The 22834-nt window shown below is 71.7% G+C and carries 20 protein-coding genes; 8 read left to right on the forward strand and 12 right to left on the reverse strand.

Annotated features, from left to right (window positions below):
• Positions 1 to 200 precede the first annotated feature (200 nt).
• Together ACIA6A_RS30830 and ACIA6A_RS30835 are read left to right on the forward strand one after the other, a co-directional pair.
• On the forward strand, positions 201 to 1049 hold the full coding sequence (locus tag ACIA6A_RS30830) for a sigma-70 family RNA polymerase sigma factor (protein ID WP_396101455.1): 849 nt from the start codon (positions 201 to 203) through the stop codon (positions 1047 to 1049).
• A gap of 190 nt (positions 1050 to 1239) precedes the next feature.
• Positions 1240 to 3540, forward strand: a complete 2301-nt coding sequence (locus ACIA6A_RS30835; protein WP_396101457.1) for a HelD family protein — start codon at positions 1240 to 1242, stop codon at positions 3538 to 3540.
• A gap of 55 nt (positions 3541 to 3595) precedes the next feature.
• On the opposite strand, the gene ACIA6A_RS30840 is transcribed toward ACIA6A_RS30835, so the two are convergent.
• Both ACIA6A_RS30840 and ACIA6A_RS30845 read right to left on the reverse strand, forming a co-directional pair.
• On the reverse strand, positions 3596 to 4510 hold the full coding sequence (locus ACIA6A_RS30840; protein WP_396101458.1) for a sigma-70 family RNA polymerase sigma factor: 915 nt from the start codon (positions 4508 to 4510) through the stop codon (positions 3596 to 3598).
• A gap of 118 nt (positions 4511 to 4628) precedes the next feature.
• Positions 4629 to 5258, reverse strand: coding sequence for a PIG-L deacetylase family protein (locus ACIA6A_RS30845; protein ID WP_396101459.1), 630 nt, complete (start codon positions 5256 to 5258; stop codon positions 4629 to 4631).
• A gap of 161 nt (positions 5259 to 5419) precedes the next feature.
• Between ACIA6A_RS30845 and ACIA6A_RS30850 the strand changes: the two genes are divergently transcribed.
• Entirely contained in the window at positions 5420 to 5917 is a 498-nt protein-coding gene (locus ACIA6A_RS30850) for a DUF456 domain-containing protein (RefSeq protein ID WP_396101460.1), read from the forward strand.
• Between the two features lie 21 nt (positions 5918 to 5938).
• Here ACIA6A_RS30850 and ACIA6A_RS30855 read toward each other — a convergent pair whose 3' ends face one another.
• The 3 genes from ACIA6A_RS30855 to ACIA6A_RS30865 form a co-directional block, all read right to left on the reverse strand.
• A complete protein-coding gene (locus ACIA6A_RS30855; protein WP_396101461.1) occupies positions 5939 to 6070 on the reverse strand; it encodes a hypothetical protein in 132 nt (43 codons plus the stop codon).
• Positions 6071 to 6217: 147 nt separating this feature from the next.
• On the reverse strand, positions 6218 to 7555 hold the full coding sequence (locus ACIA6A_RS30860; RefSeq protein WP_396101462.1) for a D-alanyl-D-alanine carboxypeptidase family protein: 1338 nt from the start codon (positions 7553 to 7555) through the stop codon (positions 6218 to 6220).
• On the reverse strand, positions 7552 to 7989 hold the full coding sequence (locus ACIA6A_RS30865) for a hypothetical protein (protein ID WP_396101463.1): 438 nt from the start codon (positions 7987 to 7989) through the stop codon (positions 7552 to 7554). The genes ACIA6A_RS30860 and ACIA6A_RS30865 overlap by 4 nt, the downstream gene beginning before the upstream one ends.
• A gap of 239 nt (positions 7990 to 8228) precedes the next feature.
• Here ACIA6A_RS30865 and ACIA6A_RS30870 point away from each other — a divergent pair, with 239 nt between their 5' ends.
• Positions 8229 to 8576 carry an Lsr2 family protein gene (locus ACIA6A_RS30870; protein WP_396101529.1) on the forward strand — a complete coding sequence of 116 codons (348 nt, stop codon included), beginning with the start codon at positions 8229 to 8231 and terminating at the stop codon, positions 8574 to 8576.
• 388 nt (positions 8577 to 8964) lie between these two features.
• On the opposite strand, the gene ACIA6A_RS30875 is transcribed toward ACIA6A_RS30870, so the two are convergent.
• The 4 genes from ACIA6A_RS30875 to ACIA6A_RS30890 all read right to left on the reverse strand — a co-directional run bounded on the left by ACIA6A_RS30875 (position 8965) and on the right by ACIA6A_RS30890 (position 12060).
• Positions 8965 to 9840, reverse strand: a complete 876-nt coding sequence (locus tag ACIA6A_RS30875; protein ID WP_396101464.1) for an LLM class flavin-dependent oxidoreductase — start codon at positions 9838 to 9840, stop codon at positions 8965 to 8967.
• A 28-nt stretch (positions 9841 to 9868) separates the two neighbouring features.
• Positions 9869 to 10333 (reverse strand): MarR family winged helix-turn-helix transcriptional regulator, encoded by a 465-nt coding sequence (locus ACIA6A_RS30880; RefSeq protein ID WP_396101465.1) that lies wholly within the window; start codon positions 10331 to 10333, stop codon positions 9869 to 9871.
• A gap of 66 nt (positions 10334 to 10399) precedes the next feature.
• Positions 10400 to 11539, reverse strand: a complete 1140-nt coding sequence (locus tag ACIA6A_RS30885; RefSeq protein ID WP_396101466.1) for a PP2C family protein-serine/threonine phosphatase — start codon at positions 11537 to 11539, stop codon at positions 10400 to 10402.
• A 119-nt stretch (positions 11540 to 11658) separates the two neighbouring features.
• On the reverse strand, positions 11659 to 12060 hold the full coding sequence (locus ACIA6A_RS30890) for an ATP-binding protein (protein WP_396101467.1): 402 nt from the start codon (positions 12058 to 12060) through the stop codon (positions 11659 to 11661).
• A gap of 211 nt (positions 12061 to 12271) precedes the next feature.
• On the opposite strand from ACIA6A_RS30890, the gene ACIA6A_RS30895 reads away from it, so the two are divergent.
• Together ACIA6A_RS30895 and fgd are read left to right on the forward strand one after the other, a co-directional pair.
• The gene (locus ACIA6A_RS30895; protein WP_396101468.1) at positions 12272 to 14164 is read left to right on the forward strand and encodes a sigma-70 family RNA polymerase sigma factor; all 1893 of its coding nucleotides are present in this window, start codon (positions 12272 to 12274) and stop codon (positions 14162 to 14164) included.
• A gap of 9 nt (positions 14165 to 14173) precedes the next feature.
• Positions 14174 to 15178 (forward strand): glucose-6-phosphate dehydrogenase (coenzyme-F420), encoded by a 1005-nt coding sequence (gene fgd / locus ACIA6A_RS30900; RefSeq protein ID WP_396101469.1) that lies wholly within the window; start codon positions 14174 to 14176, stop codon positions 15176 to 15178.
• Between the two features lie 4 nt (positions 15179 to 15182).
• Here the strand turns inward: fgd and ACIA6A_RS30905 are convergent, their stop codons facing one another.
• Positions 15183 to 16580, reverse strand: coding sequence for a glycosyltransferase (locus ACIA6A_RS30905; protein ID WP_396101470.1), 1398 nt, complete (start codon positions 16578 to 16580; stop codon positions 15183 to 15185).
• 201 nt (positions 16581 to 16781) lie between these two features.
• Between ACIA6A_RS30905 and ACIA6A_RS30910 the strand changes: the two genes are divergently transcribed.
• Positions 16782 to 17651 carry an LLM class F420-dependent oxidoreductase gene (locus tag ACIA6A_RS30910; RefSeq protein WP_396101472.1) on the forward strand — a complete coding sequence of 290 codons (870 nt, stop codon included), beginning with the start codon at positions 16782 to 16784 and terminating at the stop codon, positions 17649 to 17651.
• Positions 17648 to 18304 carry an HAD family hydrolase gene (locus ACIA6A_RS30915; protein ID WP_396101473.1) on the forward strand — a complete coding sequence of 219 codons (657 nt, stop codon included), beginning with the start codon at positions 17648 to 17650 and terminating at the stop codon, positions 18302 to 18304. Before ACIA6A_RS30910 ends, ACIA6A_RS30915 begins: the two co-directional genes overlap by 4 nt.
• 42 nt (positions 18305 to 18346) lie before the next feature.
• Here ACIA6A_RS30915 and ACIA6A_RS30920 read toward each other — a convergent pair whose 3' ends face one another.
• Both ACIA6A_RS30920 and ACIA6A_RS30925 read right to left on the reverse strand, forming a co-directional pair.
• On the reverse strand, positions 18347 to 20944 hold the full coding sequence (locus tag ACIA6A_RS30920) for a glycoside hydrolase family 97 catalytic domain-containing protein (protein ID WP_396101474.1): 2598 nt from the start codon (positions 20942 to 20944) through the stop codon (positions 18347 to 18349).
• 37 nt (positions 20945 to 20981) lie between these two features.
• Complete coding sequence (locus ACIA6A_RS30925) at positions 20982 to 22829, reverse strand: Xaa-Pro dipeptidyl-peptidase (protein ID WP_396101475.1); 1848 nt, start codon at positions 22827 to 22829, stop codon at positions 20982 to 20984.
• Between the last annotated feature and the right edge of the window lie 5 nt (positions 22830 to 22834).

Here is a 22834-nt window from a genome sequence, read left to right on the forward strand (position 1 = left end):
TCGCGTTCCTCCCGGCGCGGACTGCGCGTGAGTCGCTGCTCGTGGTGGCCGACCCGAAGGGCGAGATCAAGTGTACGCGGCCACGTACCGCAACCCGGCTGCACCCGAACGTGACCCGTACTGCACTCAGGAAGCCGGACCGTTTCTCCTCAGCGCCGGAAACTCCCCCCGAACCCGGCTGGTACCCGAGGAGAACCTCCATGAGTGGTGTTGTCGAGACCGACCGCCGTCGTGACGACGTCGTCCGGGCGCACATGCCTCTCGTCGGTCACCTGGTGCGCGAGATGCTCGCCCGGGTGCCCGCCCACGTGAACCGTGACGACCTGTTGTCGGCCGGCTACGCGGCCCTGGTCGCGGCGGCCCGTGGATTCGACGACTCCCGGGGCGTGCCGTTCGCGCGGTTCGCCGCTGCCCGCGTACGCGGAGCCCTGCTTGATGAATTGCGTGGTCTTGACTGGGCCAGCCGGTCGGTGCGCCAGCGGGCCCGCAGGACCGACTCCGCCCGGCAGGAGCTGACCGCCGAGCTGGGGCGGACCCCGACGATCGCCGAGGTCGCGCTGCGGCTCGGGTGTTCGGTCGAGGACATCGAGTCGGCGGACGACGATGTGCAGCGCGCGGTGGTCTTCAGCCTGCAGGGTTTCGCGACGGCCGGCGCCGACGACATGGTCACCGAGCCCAGCGCGGGCCCGGAGGAGATGTTGATCCGCCGGGAGCGGATGGGTTACCTGCGGCACGCGGTCGACGTGCTCCCGGACCGGCTCAAGGCCGTCATCACGGGTTACTTCTTCGACGAGCGCCCGATGGCGGCCATCGCGGCGGAGCTGGGCGTGACCGAGTCCCGGGTGTCGCAGCTGCGCGCCGAGGCGTTGTCGCTGCTCAAGGACGGCCTGAACACGCACCTCGAGCCGTCGATGACGACCGAGTCCAAAGAGGGCTGCGTGGCCCGCCGCCGGGCTGCCTACTACGACCAGATCGGCACGTACGGTACGTTGCGCGACCGTCTCGCGGTGACCAACGTGGACGGCTTGCCGGTGCCGGTGGCAGCCTGACATCGTTCGGGCCATCGGGTCGCCCTGGGTATCGGGTTGCCGGGGGTATCGGTCGCCGTGGGTAACATTCGTGGGCTAATCTTTGCGTTTCTACAGAAACGCAAAAAGCGACCACACAGGGTCGCCAACGAAGCGAATGATACCACATCAAGGAGTGGTTTTGTCAAGCTCCGCCAACGGTACGGAAACCATGCGGAACGACGACACCAGAGGTGGCAGCGACCTCGGGGCCGAGCAGGCCTACCTGACGACGCTCTACGGCCGCCTCGACCTGCTGCGTGAGCAGGCCGCCGAGCGGTTGAACGCGATCCTGCTCGAGGCCGGCGGCACCCCGCAGGGCCGCTCGCAGCGCGAGGCCACCCGAGGCCACTGGGCCGAACAGGTCGCGCAGATGAACTCGGTGGAGAACGGCCTGTGCTTCGGCCGGCTCGACTTCGCCGCGGACAACCCGCGCTACGTCGGCCGGCTCGGGCTGTTCGCCGAGGACCGTGAACAGGACCCGTTGCTGGTCGACTGGCGGGCCCCCGCGGCCCGGCCGTTCTACCTGGCCACCGCCGTGTCACCCGAGGGCGTGACCCGGCGCCGGCACCTGCGCACCAAGGGCCGGGTGCTGACCGGCATCGACGACGAGGTGCTCGACCTCGCCGTCGGCTCCGCGAACGGGCGCGAGGACGTCACCGGCGAGGCCGCGCTGCTCTCGGCGCTCACCGCCGGCCGGACCGGCCGCATGCGCGACATCGTCGAGACGATCCAGTCCGAGCAGGACGAGGTCATCCGGGCCGGGTTGTCCGGGGTGATGGTGGTCCAGGGCGGTCCCGGCACCGGCAAGACCGCCGTGGCCCTGCACCGCGCGGCCTACCTGCTCTACACCTACCGCGCCCAGCTCACCCGGCAGGGCGTGCTGATCCTCGGCCCCAACGCGACGTTCCTGCGCTACATCTCGCAGGTGCTCCCGTCGCTGGCCGAGACCGGGGTGCTGCTGGCCACCGTCGGCGACATGTTCCCCGGGGTCACCGCCCGGGCCGCCGAGGCCCCCGCGGCCGCCGCGCTCAAGGGCCGGCTCGGCATGCTCGACGTGCTCGAGAACGCGGTCGCCGACCGGCAGGAGGTCCCCGGGGACTTCGTCGAGGTCGACCACGACGGCTACCCGCTGCGCATCGAACGGGGCGTGTGCGAGGACGCCCGGGCCGTCGCGCGCCGCTCCGGCCGCCCGCACAACGTGGCCCGGCAGATCTTCGTCACCGAGGCCATCCACGCGCTGTCGCTGCAGATCGCCGAGCGGATCGGCGCCGACCCGCTCGGTGGCGACAACCTGCTCGAGGCCGCCGACCTCGCGGAGACCCGCCGGGAGCTGCGCGAGGACCTCGACGTCCAGCAGGCGCTGTTCGACCTCTGGCCGGTGCTGACCCCCCGGCAGGTGCTGCGGGACCTGCTCAGCGACGACGACCGGATGGAGTCGGCCGGGATCGTCGAGGCGGACCGGGCATTGCTGCTGCGCGCCTACGAGGCCCGGTGGACCCCGGCCGACGTGCCGCTGCTCGACGAACTCGCCGAGCTGCTCGGCGTCGACGACACGCTGAAGGCGCGGGCCGTCGCCCAGGAGCGGCGCGAGGCGGTCGAGTACGTGGAGGGTGTGCTCGAGATCGTCCAGGGTTCCCGGTCGGCCGACTTCGAGGACGACGTCGAGGAGGAGATCCTCTCCGCGATCGACGTCGTGGACGCCGGTGCGTTCGTCGAGCGCCACGAGGTGCTCGACACGCGTACGGCCGCCGAGCGTGCCGCCGCGGACCGCAACTGGGTCTTCGGGCACGTGATCGTCGACGAGGCCCAGGAGCTGTCGCCGATGGCCTGGCGGCTGCTGATGCGGCGCTGCCCGAGCCGGTCGATGACGGTGGTCGGCGACGTGGCGCAGACCGGCGACCTGGCCGGCACCACTACGTGGGACCAGGTCTTCGAGCCCTACGTCGCGCAGCGCTGGCGGCTGGCCGAGCTGACCGTCAACTACCGCACGCCGGCCGAGGTCATGGCGGTCGCCGCGGACGTCCTGGCCGCCGTCGACCCGTCGCTGCAGCCGCCGCGCTCGGTGCGGGAGGCCGGCGTCGCGCCATGGGCCCGCCGGGTGCGGCCCGCCGAGCTCACCGAGGAACTGATCGCCACGGTACGCACTGAGGCCGCGGAAGTCGCCGAAGGCCGGGTCGGCGTGCTGGTTCCCGACGCGCTGGAGCAGTCGCTCGGCGACGCGCTGACCGCGGCGGTCCCGGGCGCGGCCGTGGGGGAGCAGCCCGACCTGCTCAACCACATCGTGCTGATGACGGTGAAGCAGGCGAAGGGCCTGGAGTTCGACAGCGTGCTCGTGGTGCAGCCCGACGAGATCATCGCCGAGAGCCCCCGCGGGCTCAGCGACCTCTACGTCGCGGTGACCAGGGCCACCCGGCGGCTCGGTGTCCTGCACACCGCCGAGTTGCCGAAGGAGCTCGGCTCGCTCGCTTAGAGCAGAACGGGGCCGGCGCATGTCGCGCCGGCCCCGCACCTGTGGTCCGTACCCGTCAGGCCGCACCGTGCGCGAGGGTCGTGTGACCGTGGGCGTTCGTCAGAGCGAGACGGGAGTGCAGGTTGGTGTTGCCCGCGATCTGCGAGTAGTAGCTGGCCCGGCGGCGGGCGACGATGCTGGACGGGTTCTCCGGGATCGGGGCCATGTGCGGGTCGAGGTGGGTGTTCAGGCCGTCCTTGAGCAGCGCGAGCGCCTCACCGCGCAGCTGCGAGACCCGCGACTCGGTGACGCCCAGGTCGGCGGCGATGTCCGCCATCGGGCGCTCCTTGAGGAAGTACTCCGTGATGACGAGCTGCAGGCGCTCCGGCAGCGAGCCGATCGCGTGGTGCAGGTAACCGATCTGCTCACGGCGGATCAGCATGTCCTCCGGACCCGGGGCGGCCTCGGTGACCAGGTCGTCGGCGCTGCTCGTGGTGAAACCCTGCAGCGACAGCACGGTGGCGCGCTGCACGTCGTTGTCCGTCTGGTTCAGGTCGGTCGTGGTGGTGCCGAGCGCCTGCGCCAGCTCCTCGTTCGTCGGCGTGCGGCCGAGCTGCGTGGCCAGCTGCTGGCGGGTCGTCTCGGTGGTACGCGCCTTGGTCCGCACCGAGCGGGTGGCCCAGTCGAGCGAGCGCAGCTCGTCGAGGATCGCGCCGCGGATCCGGGTCGTCGCGAAGCGGTGGAACGGGATGCCGCGGTTCGGGTCCCAGCCGCGGGCGGCGGTGACCAGCGCGTGCAGGCCGGCGCTGGTGAGGTCGTCGCGGTGGATGTGGTTGGGGATGCGGGTGAGCATGTCGCGCACCAGGTGACCGACGAGCGGCATGTGCTTGCGGATCATCTCTTCCTGCTCCGCGGCGGACAGGGCCGGCACGAGCACGGCGGTCGCGGTGTCGGCGGTGAGGTCGGCAGCGGTCGTCATGGTGCTGGTCATGTGATTCCCCCGGTATCTGGTCGGCGGCCCGCGGCTTCGGGCTACCGGCTGACAGGGAGAAACTTTGCGTGACGCTGGGTACGCCTTCTGGTCGCTCTCAGTTGCGGACCGGTTGCCCTTATTTCCGGATGAGGTCCCAGACGAAGCGGTCCGGGGCGAACGCCTCGGCATACCGCACCCGGGCCTGCGCCCCGAAATGCCGGGCCGTCGCGGTGGACAGCTCCGGATCACCACAGACCTCGAGCTTGTTCTGCAGGTACGCGGACACGTCGACATACAGCGCGGGATCGAACCGCAGCGTCGACTCGCCGGCGTAGTGCAGCACCCGGCTGCTGTGCCGCGCCGCGGCGACCGTGGCCTCCGCGGCCGCCCGGCGCTGCTCGTTCGCATCCTCGGGGGCATGCACGTACACGACGTCGGCGTCGACCCCGGTCAGCACGTTCTCGATCGCGGCGGTCGCCGGCGGGCGCCCGACCCCCGACCGCCGCTCCAGCGCACCCCGGTCCCGCTTGCGCCGATCCGGGGCATGCCGGCGCTCGGACGCCTCCGGCCCCCACAGCAGCAGGCAGTCCAGCGCCTTCGCGGCCGCCTCGGTCCGCTTCGTGGACTCGTGGTCCGGACCCTCGCAGCACAGCACCAGCATCGTGACGAAATCCCCGGCGGCCCGGTGCGCGGCCAGCGTGCCCCCGCACCCGAACTCCAGATCACCCGGGTGCGCCCCGACGGCGAGGACGCTGCGGGGGGTCACAGCGAACGCCGCGGGACGAGGCGGTGGCTGATGACTCGACGCATGACGGGTACCTCCGCGGCTCCTCAGGCGCCACCCGGGGGTGGGGCGGCGCTGAGTGTCCATCGGTAGCCGGGGGCCGGGCTTGAGGGTTGTTGCACCGCTGAGGCACGGTTGTCACCATGGATCTCAGTGACACCGGGACGACCGTCACCGTCATCGCCGCCATCGCGATGGTGACCGGCGTGCTCGGCGTGATCATCCCGCTCCTGCCCGGGCTGCTCCTCTGCTGGGCGGCGGTCCTGTTCTGGGCCCTGCTGGGCGACGCCGGCAACGGTCGCTGGGTGGTCCTCGCCCTGGCCACGGTGCTGGCCCTGGCCGGCACCCTGATCAAATACCTCTGGCCCGGCAAGCGCCTCAAGAACACCGGCGTCCCGACCATGTCCCTGCTGGCGGGCGGCACCCTCGGCGTGATCGGCTTCTTCGTCGTACCCCTGGTCGGCCTCGTCCTGGGCTTTGTCCTCGGCCTCTTCCTCGCCGAACGGGTCCGCCTCGGTCCGGGGGCGGCCTGGCCGTCCACCCGGCAGGCGCTCGGAGCTGTCGGTCTGTCTCTGCTTGTCGAGCTGACCGCCGCGTTGGGCGTCGCGGTCATCTGGATCTTCGGGCTGGCGTTCGCCTAGGACTCGGTGGGCGGGGTCCGGTCACCCCGCCCTCGCGAGCTCACCGACGCGCGACTCGGCGGTAGCGGTGTCCTCGGCCGGCTGCACGGAGCTTCCCGTCTTGCGGGGGGAGCTGACGGCGGTGATGGTGATCTCCGCATTCGTGACGGTCATTGTCTGCCCCTTCATTCTCCGCGAGGATGCCGTTTGGCCGACGCCCGGGTTTCGCCGGGGCGGGCGGATCGCGAAGGTGTCCTACGCCTGTTCTCGGTCACCCCGGCCTCCGCCCGTCCCAGGGTGACCGACCCCACCCACCAACCGTCAGTAGAAAGCGTCCGCCTGCCGCCGGGCAGCCCGCCGCCGGAGCCGCCGCCGGCGCTGGGTGAGCAGCAACAGCAGCGGGGTGGCCGCAAGCACCACCGCGACAGCCGCGGCCATGGCGATGGAGAGGCCCTTGCCGGAAGAGGACGCGGGCTGAGCCGCGGCAGGCGCCACCGGGGAACCGGCCGAGCTGGGAGCCGCCGGAGCGGCGCTCTCGCCCGCTGACGTGGCGGTGGGGTCCTGGGCGTCCGGGTCGACGAGCTTGCCGACGGAAGCGTCCGCGGGCAGGGAGAAGCCCCAGTCCAGCAATGCCGAGCCCTGCTGATAGCCGCGCAGGGGGTTGTTCTCCGCGCCGAGAAGGGTCGCGACGAGGCGGCGTTTTCCTCGCTGGGCGGCTCCGACGTAACTGTGGCGGGCCAGCTGGGTGAAGCCGGTCTTGCCGCCGAGGGCCCCGTCGTAGTTGAAGATCAGCTTGTTCTCGTTCTGGATCTGGAAGCCGCCCTTCTTCAGCTGTTTCTGGGCGGGGATCTGGGTGTTCTTCGTCAGCGCGTACTTGCGGAAGTCCGCGTTGGCGAAGCAGTCGCGGGCGATCAGCGCCAGGTCGTACGCGCTGGTGAACTGGCCGGGACCGTCCAGGCCGGACGGGGTCACGGCGTGGGTCTGGTAGGCGCCCAGGCGTTTGGCCTCGGCGTTCATGGCCGCGAGGGTGCCTTTGACGCCTTCGTCTCCGCCGCCGAGCCGGGCCAGGGCGTTCGCCGCCTCGTTGCCGGACTGCAGCAGCAGGCCGAGCCAGAGCGTGGCGATGGTGTACTTGCCGCCCTTGAGGAGGCCGACCGCCGAGCTGCCGGGTTCGATGTCGAGGTCGTCCTCGGTGACGGTGATCGTCTTCTTGGGGTCGAGTTTGTCCATGACGGTCGCGACGAGCAGGAGTTTCTGCACGCTGGCCGGGGTGCCGTAGACGTGCGGGCCGCAGCCGCCGAGGACTTCGCCGGTGTCGAGGTCGGCGACCAGCCAGCTGGTGGCGGTGAGTTCCGGCGGTTGCTTCGCGCCCTGCGGGATGACGAGACCGCTGGTGGCCATGCTGTCGCCGCCGACCGCGCGCAGGACGGGGTCGTCCTTGGGCGGGGTGGGTCGCGCCGGCCGGCCCGCCGGCGGCTTCACGTCGGGCTTCGGGCACGGTACGTCCGCCTTGGCCGCCGCCGCGCCGAGCTGACCGGGCACGGGGGTGGCGCCCGAGGCGGGGACGGGCCCGGCGAGGACACCCGCGCCGAGGGTGAGGGCTGCGGCGGCGGCGAGGACGCGGCGCCGGGTCGAGGGTGTGGTGTAACGAGGTGTCACGGCCAGACGGCTCCTGCTGTCAGGCGGCGCTCGAGCAGGTGCGCCAGGGGGATGGTTTCGCCGTCGCCGCCGCCCGCGCCGACCACCAGCCGGGGGGTGCTGGGGGAGACGGTCGCGCCGGTGAGGCGGGCCCGCAGCGACGAGGGCACGGTCAGGACGTAGTAGCCGCCGTCCGCACCGACAGCGACGGAACGGTTGGACTTGAGGTACCAGCCCCGCAGAGGGGTGCGGAACGTGGACCGGCCGTCGAAGGAGACCGCACGCAGGGGGTGCGGCGCGAGGCCGTTCCCGGCGGCCCGCCGCACGAAGCCCCGGAGCAGCGCACCGGCCTTCTCCGCCTCGGCGGCCCGGTCCGCGGCGAGGGCCGCCGCGTGCCCGTCGACAGCCTGCCGCCGCTGCTCGTGCCAGGTGGCACGGTCGTTGTCGGCGTCCATGGCGACGACCCTAACGGCATCCGGCGGGCACCGCCCACCCGGGTTTTGCGCCGGTGGTTGTGGACCGGGTCGTCCGGTGCCCGCCGATTCACAGCAATAGTGCCGCGCAATTAGTGGCCGTGCTCCTCGTTAATTGCCCGGGCTCGGCGATATTCTGTGAAATCCGGCAGAACTGTTGCGCATACCGTGCTTCGCAGTCCAGACTGATCGCGTTCTTCGGATTCTTCTCAGGAGTCGTTATGGCGCGGCAGGTAATCACCACCCTCATCGACGACCTCGATGGAAAGCCAGCCGATCGCACGGTCGAGTTCAGCCTCGACGGCACGGCATACACCATCGACCTTTCCGAGGCCAATGCCGGCAAGTTGCGCAAGGCCCTGGATCCGTACATCAACGCGGGCACCCGAATCGGCCGGGCCGGTGCGGGACGCGTGTCGGGGCGGCCTGCTCCGGTACGCACGGCCGGCAGCCGGGACGAGAACAGGCTGATTCGGGAGTGGGCGGCCGAGCACGGTCACCAGATCTCCGAGCGCGGCCGTATCCCGCAGAGTGTGAGCAGCGCCTACCGGGCTGCCCACGGCCACTGATCGAACGCACCATCCACGCGTCACCGCGGCCGGTCGGGTCTCCCGACCGGCCGCACTCATGACCAGCGCGGATCGGCTCCGCCGGTGACCAATGGCGGGTGAAAAGGCCCGGGAAAGCGGTGGCGGAAAAGCCGTGCCCTATGTCTGCTTGGGTACGGCGGGCCGCCCCGGCCGGGGCAACGGCGCCGGTGCCCCGCGCCGCGGCGGGGTGGGGCGGAACGGCGGCCGGGACCGCGGCCGGGACCGGCCGACCGTTCCGCATCGCGGGCGGTGAATGCCTGCGGATCGACCCACGGGTACTACGCGAAAAGGCTAGGACTCACGCGGGATACGCATAGCTTGTTGTCGCTGAGTGGTGGAAAGATTGCGGTGAGTCGCGGAACGCGGTTCAGGAATCGCGGAGGGCGGGCAGCCGCCCGGCGACGGTTTCCAGCACCTTCTCGTCACCGGCGTACCAGCTCGACGACCGGGGCCAGTGCGTCAGGACGTCGGTGAAACCGAGCTCGCCGGCCCGGCCCACCGCGTCCTCGAACGCCTGCGGGCTGCTCAGCGAGTAGACCGGGGACGAGTCCAGGTTGAGGTAGCGGTCCACCCCGGTGCGCACGGCCCGCTCGACCGCCTGGCCGAACCGCTCGCTCGCCTCGGCCACCGAACGCCACCAGGCGGCCTCGTCGTCCACGGCCTGGGCGCCGGTGGTCACCCAGCCGTCGCCGTGCCGGGCCGCGAGGCGCAGTGAACGGGGGCCGTTGGCCGCGACGATCAGCGGCGGACGGGGCTGCTGGACCGGCCCGGGCAGGGTGCGGGCGTCGACGCAGCGGTAGTACTTGCCGTCGTACGAGATGTGGTCCTGGGTGAGCAGTTGATCGAAGAGCTCGAGGAACTCGGCGAAACGGTCCACCCGCCGGCCGGGGGTCAGCGGGATGTCACCGAAGACGTCGGTGTCGAACCCGGTGCCGCCGGCGCCGACGCCGAGCATCAGCCGGCCCCGCGAGATGTCGTCGAGGGCGTGCGCCTCCCGGGCGAAGTGCACCGGGTTGCGGAAGTTCGGCGACGCGACGAACGTGCCCAGGCGCAGCGTGCTGGTGACCATGGCGGCCGCGGTCAGCGTCGGGACGGCGTCGAACCACGGGCCGTCGACCAGGTCACGCCAGCCCAGGTGGTCGTAGGTCCAGGCGTGGTCGAAGCCGTACTCCTCGGCGAGGCGCCAGCGGCGTCCGGCCTCGGACCAGCGTTCGTCGGGAAGGATCACGATGCCGATGCGCACCGGGGGACGGTACCCCACGGCGTACCCCTCAGGCTGTCCGCAGTCCTTTGCTGTCGCCCGTGGGGTGGGCCTCGGTGGCCGCGTCGAACGCGGTGAGGGCACGGACCAGCTCCACCCGCCGGGCCGGGGGCATCCGTTCCAGCACCTCCGCGAACGCCTCCCGGCGGCGTTCGCGCAGCTCGTCCAGCAGCCGGTCGGCGGCGGCCGTGGGCAGCAGACGGACCTCGCGGCGGTCCCGGGGGTCGGGCACCCGGCGCAGCAGCCCGGTCGCCTCCAGCCGGTCGCACAGCCGGCTCGCCGACGACGGGACCACGTCCAGGGTCTCCGCCAGCCGGCTCATGTTGACGTGCTCGTTACGCGAGATGATGGTGAGAACCCGCAGTTGAGCGGGGGGTACTGCGGGGGACTGGGCCAGCCGGGCGTTCTCGAGGACGCCCAGCAACGACTCCACCGTCGACTCGACAGCCGCGGCGACGTCCGTGACGCGCTCCATGCCGGTCCTCTGTGTGCAGGGACGTGTGCCGTGCAGCCCGTACCCGTTCGCCGGGGTTTTGAAGCGTCATCGCCGCCAATCGAGGCAGACGGTGACAGCGTCGTCGTCGGGGTCCGAACCCGCGTGATACTCCCGGAGGCCGCGCATCACCGTACCCACTGCCTCCGTGGCGGGCTGCAGCCGCGTCCGGCGCAGTGCGCTCAGCAGGGCGGATTCACCGTACGGGACGCGCCCGGCCGGGGTGGCCGCGTGTACGCCGTCGCTGACGATCAGCAGCCGGTCGGCGGGTTCGAGGGTGAACCGCTGGGTCTCGTAACGGGTCTCGCCGAACATCCCCAGCGGCAGCTGCTGCTCCAGGGTGACCGGCAGGATCTCGCGTTCCCGGGCGATCATCGCGCGCGGGGACCCGGCGTCGACCGCCTCGACCCGGCCGCCGACGAGGTCAACCTCGAGCAGCAGGGTGGCGGCGTGCGCGGCTCCGCCGTAGCGGGCGTACACGGCGTCGGAGGCGAGTTCGGCCTGCTCGACGATGTTGGCACCGGAGCGGCGGGCGTTGCGCATGGCGTTGACCGCGACGGTGCTGAGCAGCGCCGCGTCGAGGCCGTCACCGTGCCCGTTGAGCACCGTGATGGTCAGCCGGTCGCCGGAGAGCTCCCAGTCGAAATGGTCGCCGAGCACCGCGTACGCGGGTTCGAGCTGACCGGCGACCAGGAAGCGGTCGTCCCCGAGCGACCGGCCGGGGAGGAGCTCCCATTGCAGCTCGGCGGCCATGGTGAGGCGCTGGCGCCGGGCGACCTGCCGGTAGCGGTCGGTGACCCCGTCGGCGGCCCGCAGTGTCATCGCGAGCTCGTCGGCGACGGCGGAGAGCTGCTCGGTGAGCCCGGCGCCGGAGGGCAGCGAGGTCTCCACGATCAGCACGCCGAGGCGTTCGCCCCAGACGTTGAGCGGGAGGTACACCCGGTTGAGGTCGGGGCTGATGTCGACGACCGGGCGCTGACTGCCGAAGCAGCGCTGGGCCAGGGTGGCGCCGAACCGGGCGTCGGGGTCGATGAGGGGCCAGAGGCTGGTGAGGGTGAGATCGCCGAGCAGCACCTCGACCCGGCCGGCGGCGTGCTGCCGGCGCAGGTGCTCGGTCACCACCTCGGGCAGGCGGTCGGGCGGTGCCGCGCGCAGCAACGCTCCCACAGGTGTCGGACGGTCGGACAATGCTGCCCTCTCTTCACGGGTGAGCACGACAATATTTGCCGTAGAGCAAAGATAATAGGGGGGACGGATGCCATCGCCGCGCGGGGCCCGCGCGGTATCCGATCGAGCTGGAACAGGCCCTAACGGGCGGCGGCGAATGCCTTCTCGAAGTGGATCAGGCTGCCGCGGCGCGGGGTCGACTGCATCCGTACGTTCTCGCTGAGCGCCTTGATCAGGAAAAGCCCACGACCGTGCTCGCCGTCGGTGGACGGGTCTTCCACGGCAGTGGCATCGAAGCCCGCACCGTTGTCGGAGACGTCGATCGCGCAGCGGTCCTCGGCGACGTCGAGCCGGATCACGATGCTGTTCGCCCCGGTGGCGTGCCGCACGACGTTGGCGCACGCCTCGGTCAGCGCGAGCTCCAGGTCGTCGCCGGCATCCCGGTCGACCTTGAAGACGGCCAGGGCGCAACGGAGCAGCCGGCGGACCGCGGGAACGCTGTCCACCTCACGCGGCAGGCTCAGATCGAGTGACACATGCATGCTGCGCTGACCTCCTCCGTCTATGACAACGGAGTGCCCGCCCAGGACGACGGCTAACCCCGCGTGTGCCCCGGATCGCGTCACCGGCCCGCGAAACAATCGCCCGAACTTCCTGTTATCGCAGGCCGTTGGGGCCGTCTCCCTTCCTGTGGTCGGCAAAACCGCTGCCGCGAGCGATGATCGATGCTCCACGGAGAGGGTCTTCACCAAGATGGCGTTTCAACCGGACACCGCGACGGTGGTCGCCGCCCGGGCCGGCGACCCGGCCGCGATCGACCGCCTCGTCGGCGGGTACCTCCCGCTCGTCTACACGATCGTCGGCCGGGCCCTCGACGGGCACGCCGATGTCGACGACGTCGTGCAGGACACCATGCTGCGGGTGCTGCGCAACCTCGGCGACCTGCGCGACCCCGAGGCGTTCCGCTCCTGGCTGGTGGCGATCACGGTGCGTCAGGTCCGCGAGCGGTACCGCGTGCGCCGGGGCACCCCCGACGCGCTGCTCCCCGACGACCTGCGCGATCCCGGTGCCGACTTCACCGACCTGGCCATCACCCGCCTCGAACTGGCCGGGCAGCGCCGGGAGACCGCCGAGGCGACCCGCTGGCTCGACGAGGACAACCGTGAGCTGCTGTCGCTGTGGTGGCTGGAGGCGTCCGGCGAGCTCACCCGGGACGAGATCGTCGACGCCATCGAGGTGACCCGCCAGCACGCCGCGGTCCGGATCCAGCGGATGAAGGGCCAGCTCGAGACCGCCCGGGTGGTCGTACGGGCGCTCGACGCGAACCCGCCCTGCCCGGAGCTCGCCGCGCTCACCGCCGACTGGGACCGCCGGCCCGGCCCGCTGTGGCGCAAGCGCATCGCCCGGCACAGCCGGGACTGCCGCCGGTGCTCCCCGGCCTGGTCCGGCCTCGTCGCCGCAGAACGCCTGCTGGCCGGCATGGCCCTCGTCCCGCTGCCGCACTCGCTGAGCACCGGCGTCGCGGGATTCGGTGCCGGTGCCGGAGCCGGCGGCGCGCACTCCGCTCAGGTGGCGGCACACGCGGCCGGTGGGTCGGGCAAGGCGCTCGCGACCAAGATCGCCATCAAGGGCACGGTGGGCATCGGCCGCCGGGTCGCGACCGCGGTGCTCGCGACCAGCGCCGTCGCCGGCGGCGGGGCCGCGGCGGTCGTCTACACCCACGACGACAAGCCGGTGGCCAACGCGGCCGTGGTCACCACCACGACCTCGCCCACCCCGCGGCTGTCCCTGCCGGTGCCGGCCACCCCGTCCCTGTCACCGTCCGCCTCGCCTTCTCCGTCCCCCTCGAAGAGCAAGGCCAAGCCGTCGAAGTCGGCGACCACGAGCGCGGCGGTGGTGCCGCCCACCGCGACGTCGGTCAAGAAGGGCGTCGGGACATGGCAGTTCGACGGCATCAAGGGCGCGCTCGACGACGTCGGCGCCGGTTGGTACTACAACTGGTCACCCGACAACGACACGATGCCGGCGCCCACCGACGTCGAGTTCGTACCCATGATCTGGGGCAAGGCGAACGTCACCGACGCGACATTCACCAAGGTCAAGAAGGAGGGCGACGTCCTGCTCGGCTTCAACGAGCCGGACCTGGCCGGCCAGGCCGAGATGAGCGTCGAGGACGCGCTCGCCGCGTGGCCGGAACTCGAGGACACCGGCATGCGGCTCGGCAGCCCGGCGGTCGCCTACGGCGGCGACACCGACGGCGGCTGGCTCGACCGGTTCATGGACGGCGTCAAGGCCAAGGGACTGCGCGTCGACTTCATCACCCTGCACTGGTACGGCTCCGACTTCAGCGACGCCGCGGTCAACCAGTTCCTGGGGTACGTGGACGCGGTGCACAAGAAGTACGACCTGCCCATCTGGGTCACCGAGTACGGCCTGATGAACTTCACCGGCAGCCCCAGATACCCGACGGGAGCCCAGGAGGCCGCGTTCATCAAGGGCACCACCAAGGGCATGGAATCCCGGTCGTACGTCGAGCGCTACGCCTGGTTCGGACTCCCGGCGATCGGCGACAGCGTGGACTTCGGTCTCTACAAGGACGCGCGAACCCCCACCGAAGCGGGGAAGGCCTACAAAGCAGCCGGGTAGGGTCGATCCATGATTCGGTTCGGCTACAAGGCTTCCGCGGAGCAGTTCGCCCCGCGCGAACTGCTCCGTTACGGCATCGACGCGGAGCAGCACGGATTCGACTCCGTGTTCGTCAGTGACCACCTCCAGCCGTGGCGCCACGACGGCGGCCACGCCCCCGCCGCCCTGCCCTGGCTGGGCGCGCTCGCCGCCGGCACCGAACGGGTGCTGATCGGCACGAGCGTGCTCACCCCCACGTTCCGCTACCACCCGGCGGTGGTGGCGCAGGCGTTCGCCACCCTCGGTTGCCTCGCCCCCGGCCGGGTCATCCTCGGCGTCGGCTCGGGCGAGTCGCTCAACGAGGTGCCGCTCGGTCTGACCTGGCCGGACGGCAAGGAGCGCTTCGCCCGCCTCAAGGAAGCGGTCCAGCTGATCAGGCAGCTCTGGACCGAGGACCGGGTGACGTTCGAAGGCACCTTCTACCGCACCGAGATGGCGACCATCTACGACAAGCCGGAACAGCAGGTGCCCATCTACATCGGCGCCTCCGGCCCGGCCGCGACCCGCCTCGCCGGCCGGGTCGCCGACGGTTTCATCACCACCAGCGGCAAGGGCAGCGCGCTGTACACCGACACGCTGCTGCCGGCCGTCCGGGAGGGCGCCGAGAAGGCCGGCCGTACGGTCGACGACCTCGACCTGATGATCGAGGTCAAGGTCTCCTTCGACACCGACCTCGAGCGGGCCCGCCAGGACACCCAGTATTGGGGAGCCCTGGCGCTCTCGTCCGACGAGAAGACCGGCGTCGAGGACCCGATCGAGATGCAGCGCCTCGCGGACGCGCTGCCGATCGAGCGCACGGTCAGCCGCTGGATCGTCTCCGCCGACCCCGAGGAGCACGTGGCCAAGGTGGCGGAATACCTCGACATGGGCTTCAAGCACCTCGTCTTCCACGCTCCCGGCCCGGACCAGGAACGTTTCCTGCGCGTCTACGGCGAGGAGATCCTGCCCCGGCTCCGGGAGCGAGCCACGAGCTGAGGCCTCACGAGCTGGCCCGCCACTGCGGCCGGTCGTCGTCCCGGCTGTCGCGGCCCTCGCCCTGAATGACCCGCAGGTCGGCCCGGCGGCGGGACCGCGGTGGCGGGGCGACGGCATGCCGCCCGGAAGACTCCTCGCCGGCCGGGGTGAACGTCTCGAACTCCGGCACCTCGAACCCCTCGCCGCCCCGGCTCTCGCCCGACCGGCCCCCGTCCGACCGGCCCTCGCCGGCCCGGCCCGGGACAGGTACCGCCGATGTCGGCCGGCCTGATGAGGGCGGCGCCGACCAGGGGCGTTCCGGCCACGCCGCCGCCTGACCCGGGACCGCCGGCGCGGACCTGCGCCGGCCCGACGCCGGCGCGCCTGAGACAGGTTGCCCGAACGACGGCGCGCCCGAAATGGGTTGCCCGAACGCGGGCGCGCCCGAGATCTGGCGGCTGGACGACGGCGCTCCCGACACCGGGCGGCCGAAGGACGGGGCGCCGGAAGTCGGGCGGCCGAAGGACGGGGCGCCGGAAGTCGGGCGGCCGAAGGACGGGGCTCCGGAAATCGGGCGGCCCAGGGACGGTGGGGCTGAGCGGGGGCGGAGGATCTGGCTGTCCGGGAGGGCGGGCTGGCGGATGACCGTCCGGCGGGGGGCCCGGCTCCAGCGGAGGGCGTATTCGGTGGTCACCGTGCGCAGGGCGCGCAGGACCGCGGGCATCGTGCGGCGGGGGCGATCGCCGTGGATGCGGGGGTAGCCGACCGTGGCCACCTCGACGACGCGCAGGCCCCGGGTCGCCATGCGGACCGTGATGAGGGTTTCGACCTCCGGGCCGTCGCCCCAGGCGGGGCGGCCGCGCTTGAGGCCGGGGATCAGCGGGGCCGGCAGGTCGAGGACCGGCAGCAGTTCGCGCCAGTAGGCGTTGTAGCCGCAGCTCAGGTCCGTGAAGCGGGTCCGGAACAGCATGTTGACCACGTGGCTCAGCGTGCTGTGACCGAGGCGTTCGGCGGGCAGGGCGTCGCGGTGGTCGCCGCCGTAGCGGAAGCGGGACCCGTGGGCGGCCTCGGCGCCGGAGAGCAGGGCGTCGACGAAGCGGGGGATCTCGCCGGGGTCGGCGGTGCCGTCGGCGTTGAGGGTGACCACGATGTCGCTGGTCGCGGCCGCGAAACCGCAGGCCAGGGCATTGCCTTTGCCGACGCGGGTCTGGCGCACCACGATCGCGTCGGGGCGGACCTCGCGGGCGACCGCGACGGTGTCGTCGTCCGATCGGCCGTCCACCACGATGACCTCGTCGACCGGGGGGAGGTTCTCGAGGACGAGGGGGAGGTTGTGCTCCTCGTTGAGGGCGGGGATGACAACGGTCACGGTGGGTGACCAGTTGGCGTGCGACGGGGGTGGTCGTCGCGACGAGGGAGGCATGGCGGTGGCTCCTCGGCGGCGGGGTTGTTTCGGGGGCGGGTCACAACTTACCAAGCAACTACGGTCGGTCTACAGCGCGGCCACGTTGTGGTTAACCGGTTCAGGCGTGGTCACGATCCACTACGGACGGTTAATAGGGTCATCCGGCCCAGTCAACCGCAGTAGGGTTTCGGGTGAATCATCCTTGGAGAGGACTTTTCCGTGAAACTTGGTCTGCACATCGCTGATTTCACGTGGCCCGACGGTTCGGCGGGGCTCGGTCCCCGGCTCGCCGACATCGTGACCGCCGCGGACGAGGCCGGTTTCGACCGGATCAGCGTCATGGACCATCTCTGGCAGATCTTCGGCACGCCCGAGGCCGAGATGCTGGAGGCCTACACCGCGCTCGGCTTCATCGCGGCGCACACGAAACGGGTCAAACTGCTCACGCTGGTGACCGGCGTGACGTACCGGGATCCCGGTCTGCTGGCGAAAGCGGTCACCACCCTGGACGTACTCTCCGGCGGGCGCGCGATGCTGGGCATCGGTGCGGCCTGGAACGAGGACGAGTCGAAGGGCCTGGGCCTGTTCTTCCCGCCCACCGCCGAGCGGTTCGAGCGCCTGGAGGAGACGCTGCAGATCTGCCTGCGGATGTTCCACGGCGACGAGGCGCCGTGGGAGGGCAAGCACTACCAGCTGGGCCGGCTGCTCAACCGGCCGCTGCCGCTGTCGAAGCCGCACCCGCCGATCCTCATCGGTGGCGGCGGCGAGAAGAAGACGCTGCGCTTCGTCGCGAAGTACGGCGACGCGTGCAACCTGTTCGACGGCCCGGAGGCCGCGCGCAAGCTCGACGTGCTGCGCGAGCACTGCGCCAACGAGGGCCGCGACTACGACGCCATCGAGAAGACCGCGACCATGTCGTCGCTCGACCCGGGGGAGAAGGGCGAGAAGGTCGACGAGATCATCGCCAACCTCACCCGGCTCGGTGGGCTCGGTTTCACCGCGGTGCTGGGGATGATTCCGGGGATCGCCGACCTGAACAGGATCGAGATCCTGCGCACCGAGGTCATCCCGGCGGTCGAGGCGCTGTGAGCATCGAGGCCATCGTTTTCGACCTGGACGGCGTCATCATCGACACCGAGGAGGTCTGGGAGGAGGTCCGGCGCGGCTACGTCGCCGAGCACGGTAAGCAATTCCTCCCCGACACCCAGACCCGGATGATGGGCATGAGTACGGGTGAATGGTCCACCCACCTGAGCGCGGAGGTGGGCGTGCCCCGCAGCCCCGAGCAGGTCGCCGCGGACGTGCTGGGCCGGATGGCCGAGCGCTACCGGGCGGACCTGCCGCTCATCCCGGGCTCGGTGGACGCGGTGCGCCGGCTCGCCGAGGTGTATCCGCTCGCCCTGGCCAGCTCGTCGGCCCGGATCCTCATCGACCAGGTCCTGGAGACGGCCGGGCTGACCGGCGCGTTCCGCACGACCCTGTCCACCGAGGAGGTGCCGCGCGGCAAGCCGGCGCCGGATGTGTACCTCGCGGCGACCGAGCGCCTCGGGTTCGACCCGAAGGTCTGCGCGGCGGTCGAGGATTCCAGCAACGGCCTGCGCTCGGCCGGGGCGGCGGGTCTCGCGGTCATCGCCGTGCCGCACGGCGTCTACCCACCCGCGGCGGACGCGCTGGCGCTGGCCGAGCTCGTCATCACCAGCCTGGACGAGCTCACCCCCGAGGCGGTCGGGAAACTGCGCTGAGCGAATGCCCGGCCCGGACGGGAACGCCCGGCGCGGAGCTGGTCAGGGAGCGCAGCTGAGGGCGGCGGCGGCCCAGTCGGCGTGGTCGAAGTTCTTGCCGTCGCCGCCGTCGGTGGCCCGCAGGGTCAGGATCTCCACCCCGGTGACGTCGGCGGTCAGGGCGTAGGGCGGATCGGCGCTGCGGCGGACTCCCGAGGCGGCCAGCGGGGCCCCGTCGCCGAGCACCTGGAAGTCGGCCGAGCCGGCGGACGTCACCTCGTCGTCGATGCCGACCTGGGCCGAGAAACCGGTGCAGGCGCCCCCGAGCCAGACGGTCACCTCGCCGGGCGCGTGCATGCCGATCCCCTTGGCGTACCCCGTGCCGCGGATGGTGAGCGGGGCGCCGTCACCGGCGGCCGCCTCGCCGTTGGACCGGTCGCGTTCGACCGGGCCGTACCCGTTGCTCTCGGTGAGGAACGGCAGGTCGCTGACCGCCGGGGTCCCGGCCGGGTCCGGGGGTGTCACCAGCGTGCGGGCCGCCTGTTCGACGTGCACGACGTGCCGGCCCGGCCGGTCGGGGTATCCCGTGTCGCCGGCGAACGTGAACTCGGCGGCCACCGGCAGCTCGGCCGGGCCCGGGGTCACGTCCGGGCCGGGGGTGAACGTCCAGGTGCCGCTCAGCGAGTCGCCCGCCCGCAGCGCCGGGGCGGTCACCGCGGGTCCGGTCACGGACCATCCGGACGGCGGCCGGGGCGCCAGGCGTACACCTCGCAGGGGCCCGCCGGCCGGCAGCGTGAAGACGGCCTTGACGGTCCGCGGGGACGGGGTGGACAGGGCGAGGGTGGTCGCGGGGACCTGGCGGACGGGCTCGTCGCAGGTCGCGGCGCCGGTGTACGGGCACAGCACCGTGACGAAACCACCGTTGGCCGCGACCGGCACGTCCACGGTGTCGCCCGGCCGCACGATCCGGCTCGAGCGGACCAGGCCGTGGTCGCCGTCGCCGAGCGTCTCGGCCAGGTAGCGGCCGGCGGCGGGGGAGGTGAAGGTGACCGTGTGGGCGGGCAGTGCCGAGATCCCGCCGATGTACCACCGGTCGCCGTGCCGCCGGGCGATCACCGTCTCCTCGCCGGGAGCGCCGCCGAGCAACCGTGACTCGTCCCAGGTGACCGGCAGCCGGCTGAGCGTACGCAACGCCTCGGGGTGGGTCTCGTAGGTCTCGGGCTTGTCGGCGAGGTGGGTCCATCCGGACTCGTAGACCAGCGCGAGCGCCACCTCGTGCGCGTCGGTGGTGTCCCGGTCGGTGACCGCCCACGTCACCGGGGTGTAGTCCATGCCGCCGGCGACGTTGCGGGTGAACGGGAAGATCGTGTTGGTCGCGGCGCGGGTCCGGAACTGTTCGGCGCCGCGGACCGCCTCCAGGGTCATCACGTGCGGCCAGGTGCGTTGTACGCCGCGCGGGACGGTGGCGCCGTGGAAGTTCACCATGAGGTGCTGCTCGGCGGTGGCGGCCAGCACGGCGTCGTACCACCGGAATCTCGCCTGGCTGTCCGAGTCCATGAAGTCGATTTTCACGCCCGCGACGCCCCACTCGCGGAACAGCGGCAGCCGGGTGGCCCGTTCCTGCTCGGTGTCGAGGTCGGTCCAGTGCATCCAGAGCAGCACCTCGACACCGCGGGCGCGGGCGTACCGGACGACCTCCGGCACCCAGGCCGCGTTCCACCCCTCGTCGATCAGGACGAACGGCCAGCCGTTGCGGGCGGCGAAGTCGATGTACTGCCGCTGGCGGACCGGGTCGGCCGGGCTGCTGTGCTCCGACAGCCAGGACCAGGCGACCGTGCCGGGGCGGATCCAGGAGGTGTCGCTCAGCCGCGACGCGGGGGCGAGGTCGTCGACCAGGGTCGAGGTGGTCACGGTGGCGAGGTCGCCGACGATCGCCACCCGCCAGGGAGTGCCGAGCGGTCCGGTGGCGGCGATCATCGCCTCGGCCAGTGTCATCCGGTACGAACCGGAGCCCGCGTCGTGGCTGAGCCGGCCCCCGGAGTACCGGCCGTCCACGTCGGACTCGGTGAGCAGCGCGTAGTTCGTCCCGACCCGGAACAGCGAGGGGAAGCCGTAGTCACCGGCCGGCGCGGCTCCGGCGGTGGTGCGTACCCGGGCTTCCTCGTAGTTCGGGGTGTACGGCAACAGCCACGCGGGCGCCCCGGCGGGCAGCGCCCACGAGGACGTCTCGCCGGTGACCGTGCCGCCGTCCGGGAGCACGTAGCGGTACGCGGCGCCCTCGGCGGAGACCCGGACGACGACGTCGATCCGCGCGCCGCCGGTGCCGGTGAACGAGAACGCCGACTCGGTCAGCCGGACGTCGCGCCGCAGCCGGCTGCCGGTGGTGCGGGTGTAGCTCTCGCGCAGCGTGCGGTCCGCCCGGCCGGCGAAGCTCAGGCCGGTGCCGAGGTCGCCGGTGGTCGTGGTGATGCCGATCGGTGCGGGCGCGAGCACCGTCGCGCCCGCCCGGTCGACCCCGAAGCTGAGCCGTCCCGCGTCGTCGAGGCCGAGCCGGGCGGTGACCGCCCCGCCCGGCCCGGTGACGTCCCAGCCTGTCTCGTCGACAACCGCGAGAGGGCTCGCCGCGAGTACCACACTCAGCACAGTGGAGATCAGCCGCATAGTTCCCCACTGTTACACGGACATCAACAGTTGTCGATCAGGGGCGCTCCCGTTCCGGGCGGGCGCCGCCGGTCAGGCCGTTGCGGGTGGTCGGGGCGGAGGCCGACGGGTTCAGCGTCGCGATGCGGTTCAGCGGCAGGGTCAGCGTGCTGCGGGCCAGGTCGACCTCGACCGTCGCGCCGGTGTTCGGGGCCACGGTGTACCGCGAGTCGCTCTGGGTCAGCACCAGGCCCAGCGTGTGGCCGGCCGGGATCGTCATGTCGTAGGCGTTGACCGGCACGGTGATCGAGTACCAGCGGCCGGGCTCCAGCGGGGTGGTGCGCTTGAGCGAGACGTGGTGCGCGGCGTCCTGCCAGCCCCGGGTCAGCACGGCGTGGTCGGTGGTGGCCACCCGTTCCACGACGTCGCGGTAACAAGCGTCGTCGGCCACGGTCGATTCGCCGTAACAGGACTCGGTGGCCAGCGTCTGGACACCTTCACCCTGGCTGTACTGGACCCGGGTGGCCGTACCGTAGTCGACGAGTTTCGCGGTGAGCTGGGTCGTCGGGCGGTCGACCCGGACCCGCAGCTTGACCGACGCGGCGCCGGAGATGCGCACCGGTGCGGTCAGCGGGCCGTACTGAAAAGCCAGCCGGCCGTCGACCGGGGTGCCGGGGTTCGCGACCGCCGCGGCCTCGGAAAGACCCTTGTCGGTGTACGAAGCGGTGCCCGTCCCCAGCCGCGCCGTCACCGGCCGGGTCCCGGGCAGCGGCCAGTCCCGGGCGTCGGTGTACACGCCCGGCGCGGTCTCGACGGTCGCGCGCGGTTCGCGGTCGATGCCGTTGTGCAGCCCCTGCAGCCAGCGGTCGAACCACTCGTGCAGGGTGTCCACCCACTCGTCACGACGCACGTCGAACGGGTCGACGTGGCCGGTCTGGTGCAGCCAGATCTTGCGCGGCACGCCCGCGTCGGCGAGCTCGTCCCACCACTTCGAGAATTGCGGGGTGGCGACGTTGAGGTCGTTGACGCCGTGCACAACGAACACGCTGGCGCGGACCTTGGACGCCGACGGGCGGTAGTCGCGCGCACGCCAGTAACTGTTGTAGTCGCCGGTGTCCTCGGCGCTGTCCCCGGCGAGCGACGACGTCACCGCGGCGCACTCGGCGATCCGGTCACTGACGTAGCCCTGCAGGTAGTTGGGGTAGTTCCGGGTGCGCAGGGTGCCGTTGTAGCGCATGTAGTCGTACCAGCTGGAGATCGCGGCGATGGGGACGATGGTCTCCAGCCCCTTGACGCCGGTCGCGGCGACACCGTTGGCGACCGAGCCGTCCCAGGACTTGCCGATCATGCCGACCTTGCCGGTGGTCCACGCCTTCGCGGTCACCCGGGTGCCGTCGGCCGCGAAGCCGGGCGCGCGGCCGTTGAGCCAGTCGATCGCGGCCTTGGCGCCGGACACCTCGTAGCGGCCGCCGACGTCCGCGCAGCCGGTGGAGCGACCGGTGCCGGAGAGGTCCACGGCGGCGAACGCGTACCCGCGGGGCACGAAGTAGTTGTCGTAGAACAGCGGTGCCTTGCTGATGACACCGTTCTCGTCGTACTCCTTGAGCTCGCTCTCGTTGCCGCGTCCGCAGCAGGCGTAGTAGGGCGAGGCGTCCATGATGACCGGGACCTTGACGCCGGGCCCGGTGCGCGGGCGGACCAGGTCGACCGCGACGCGGTCCAGGACGCCGTCCTCGTCGGCGTCGTCGGGGGTCTGCACCCAGACGCTCTCGCGGACGGCGTCGGCGTAGTCGTAGGTGGCGACGGTCTCGCCGCCACGGACGTAGGGCCTTTTGTCGGAAGCCGCATGGGCGGGTGCGGGTGCGATCAGCACCGCCACCAGGGGGACCAGCAGGAGTCGAAGCATAGAAG

The organism is Actinoplanes sp. NPDC051494 (assembly GCF_044454705.1).
Lineage (GTDB): Bacteria > Actinomycetota > Actinomycetes > Mycobacteriales > Micromonosporaceae > Actinoplanes.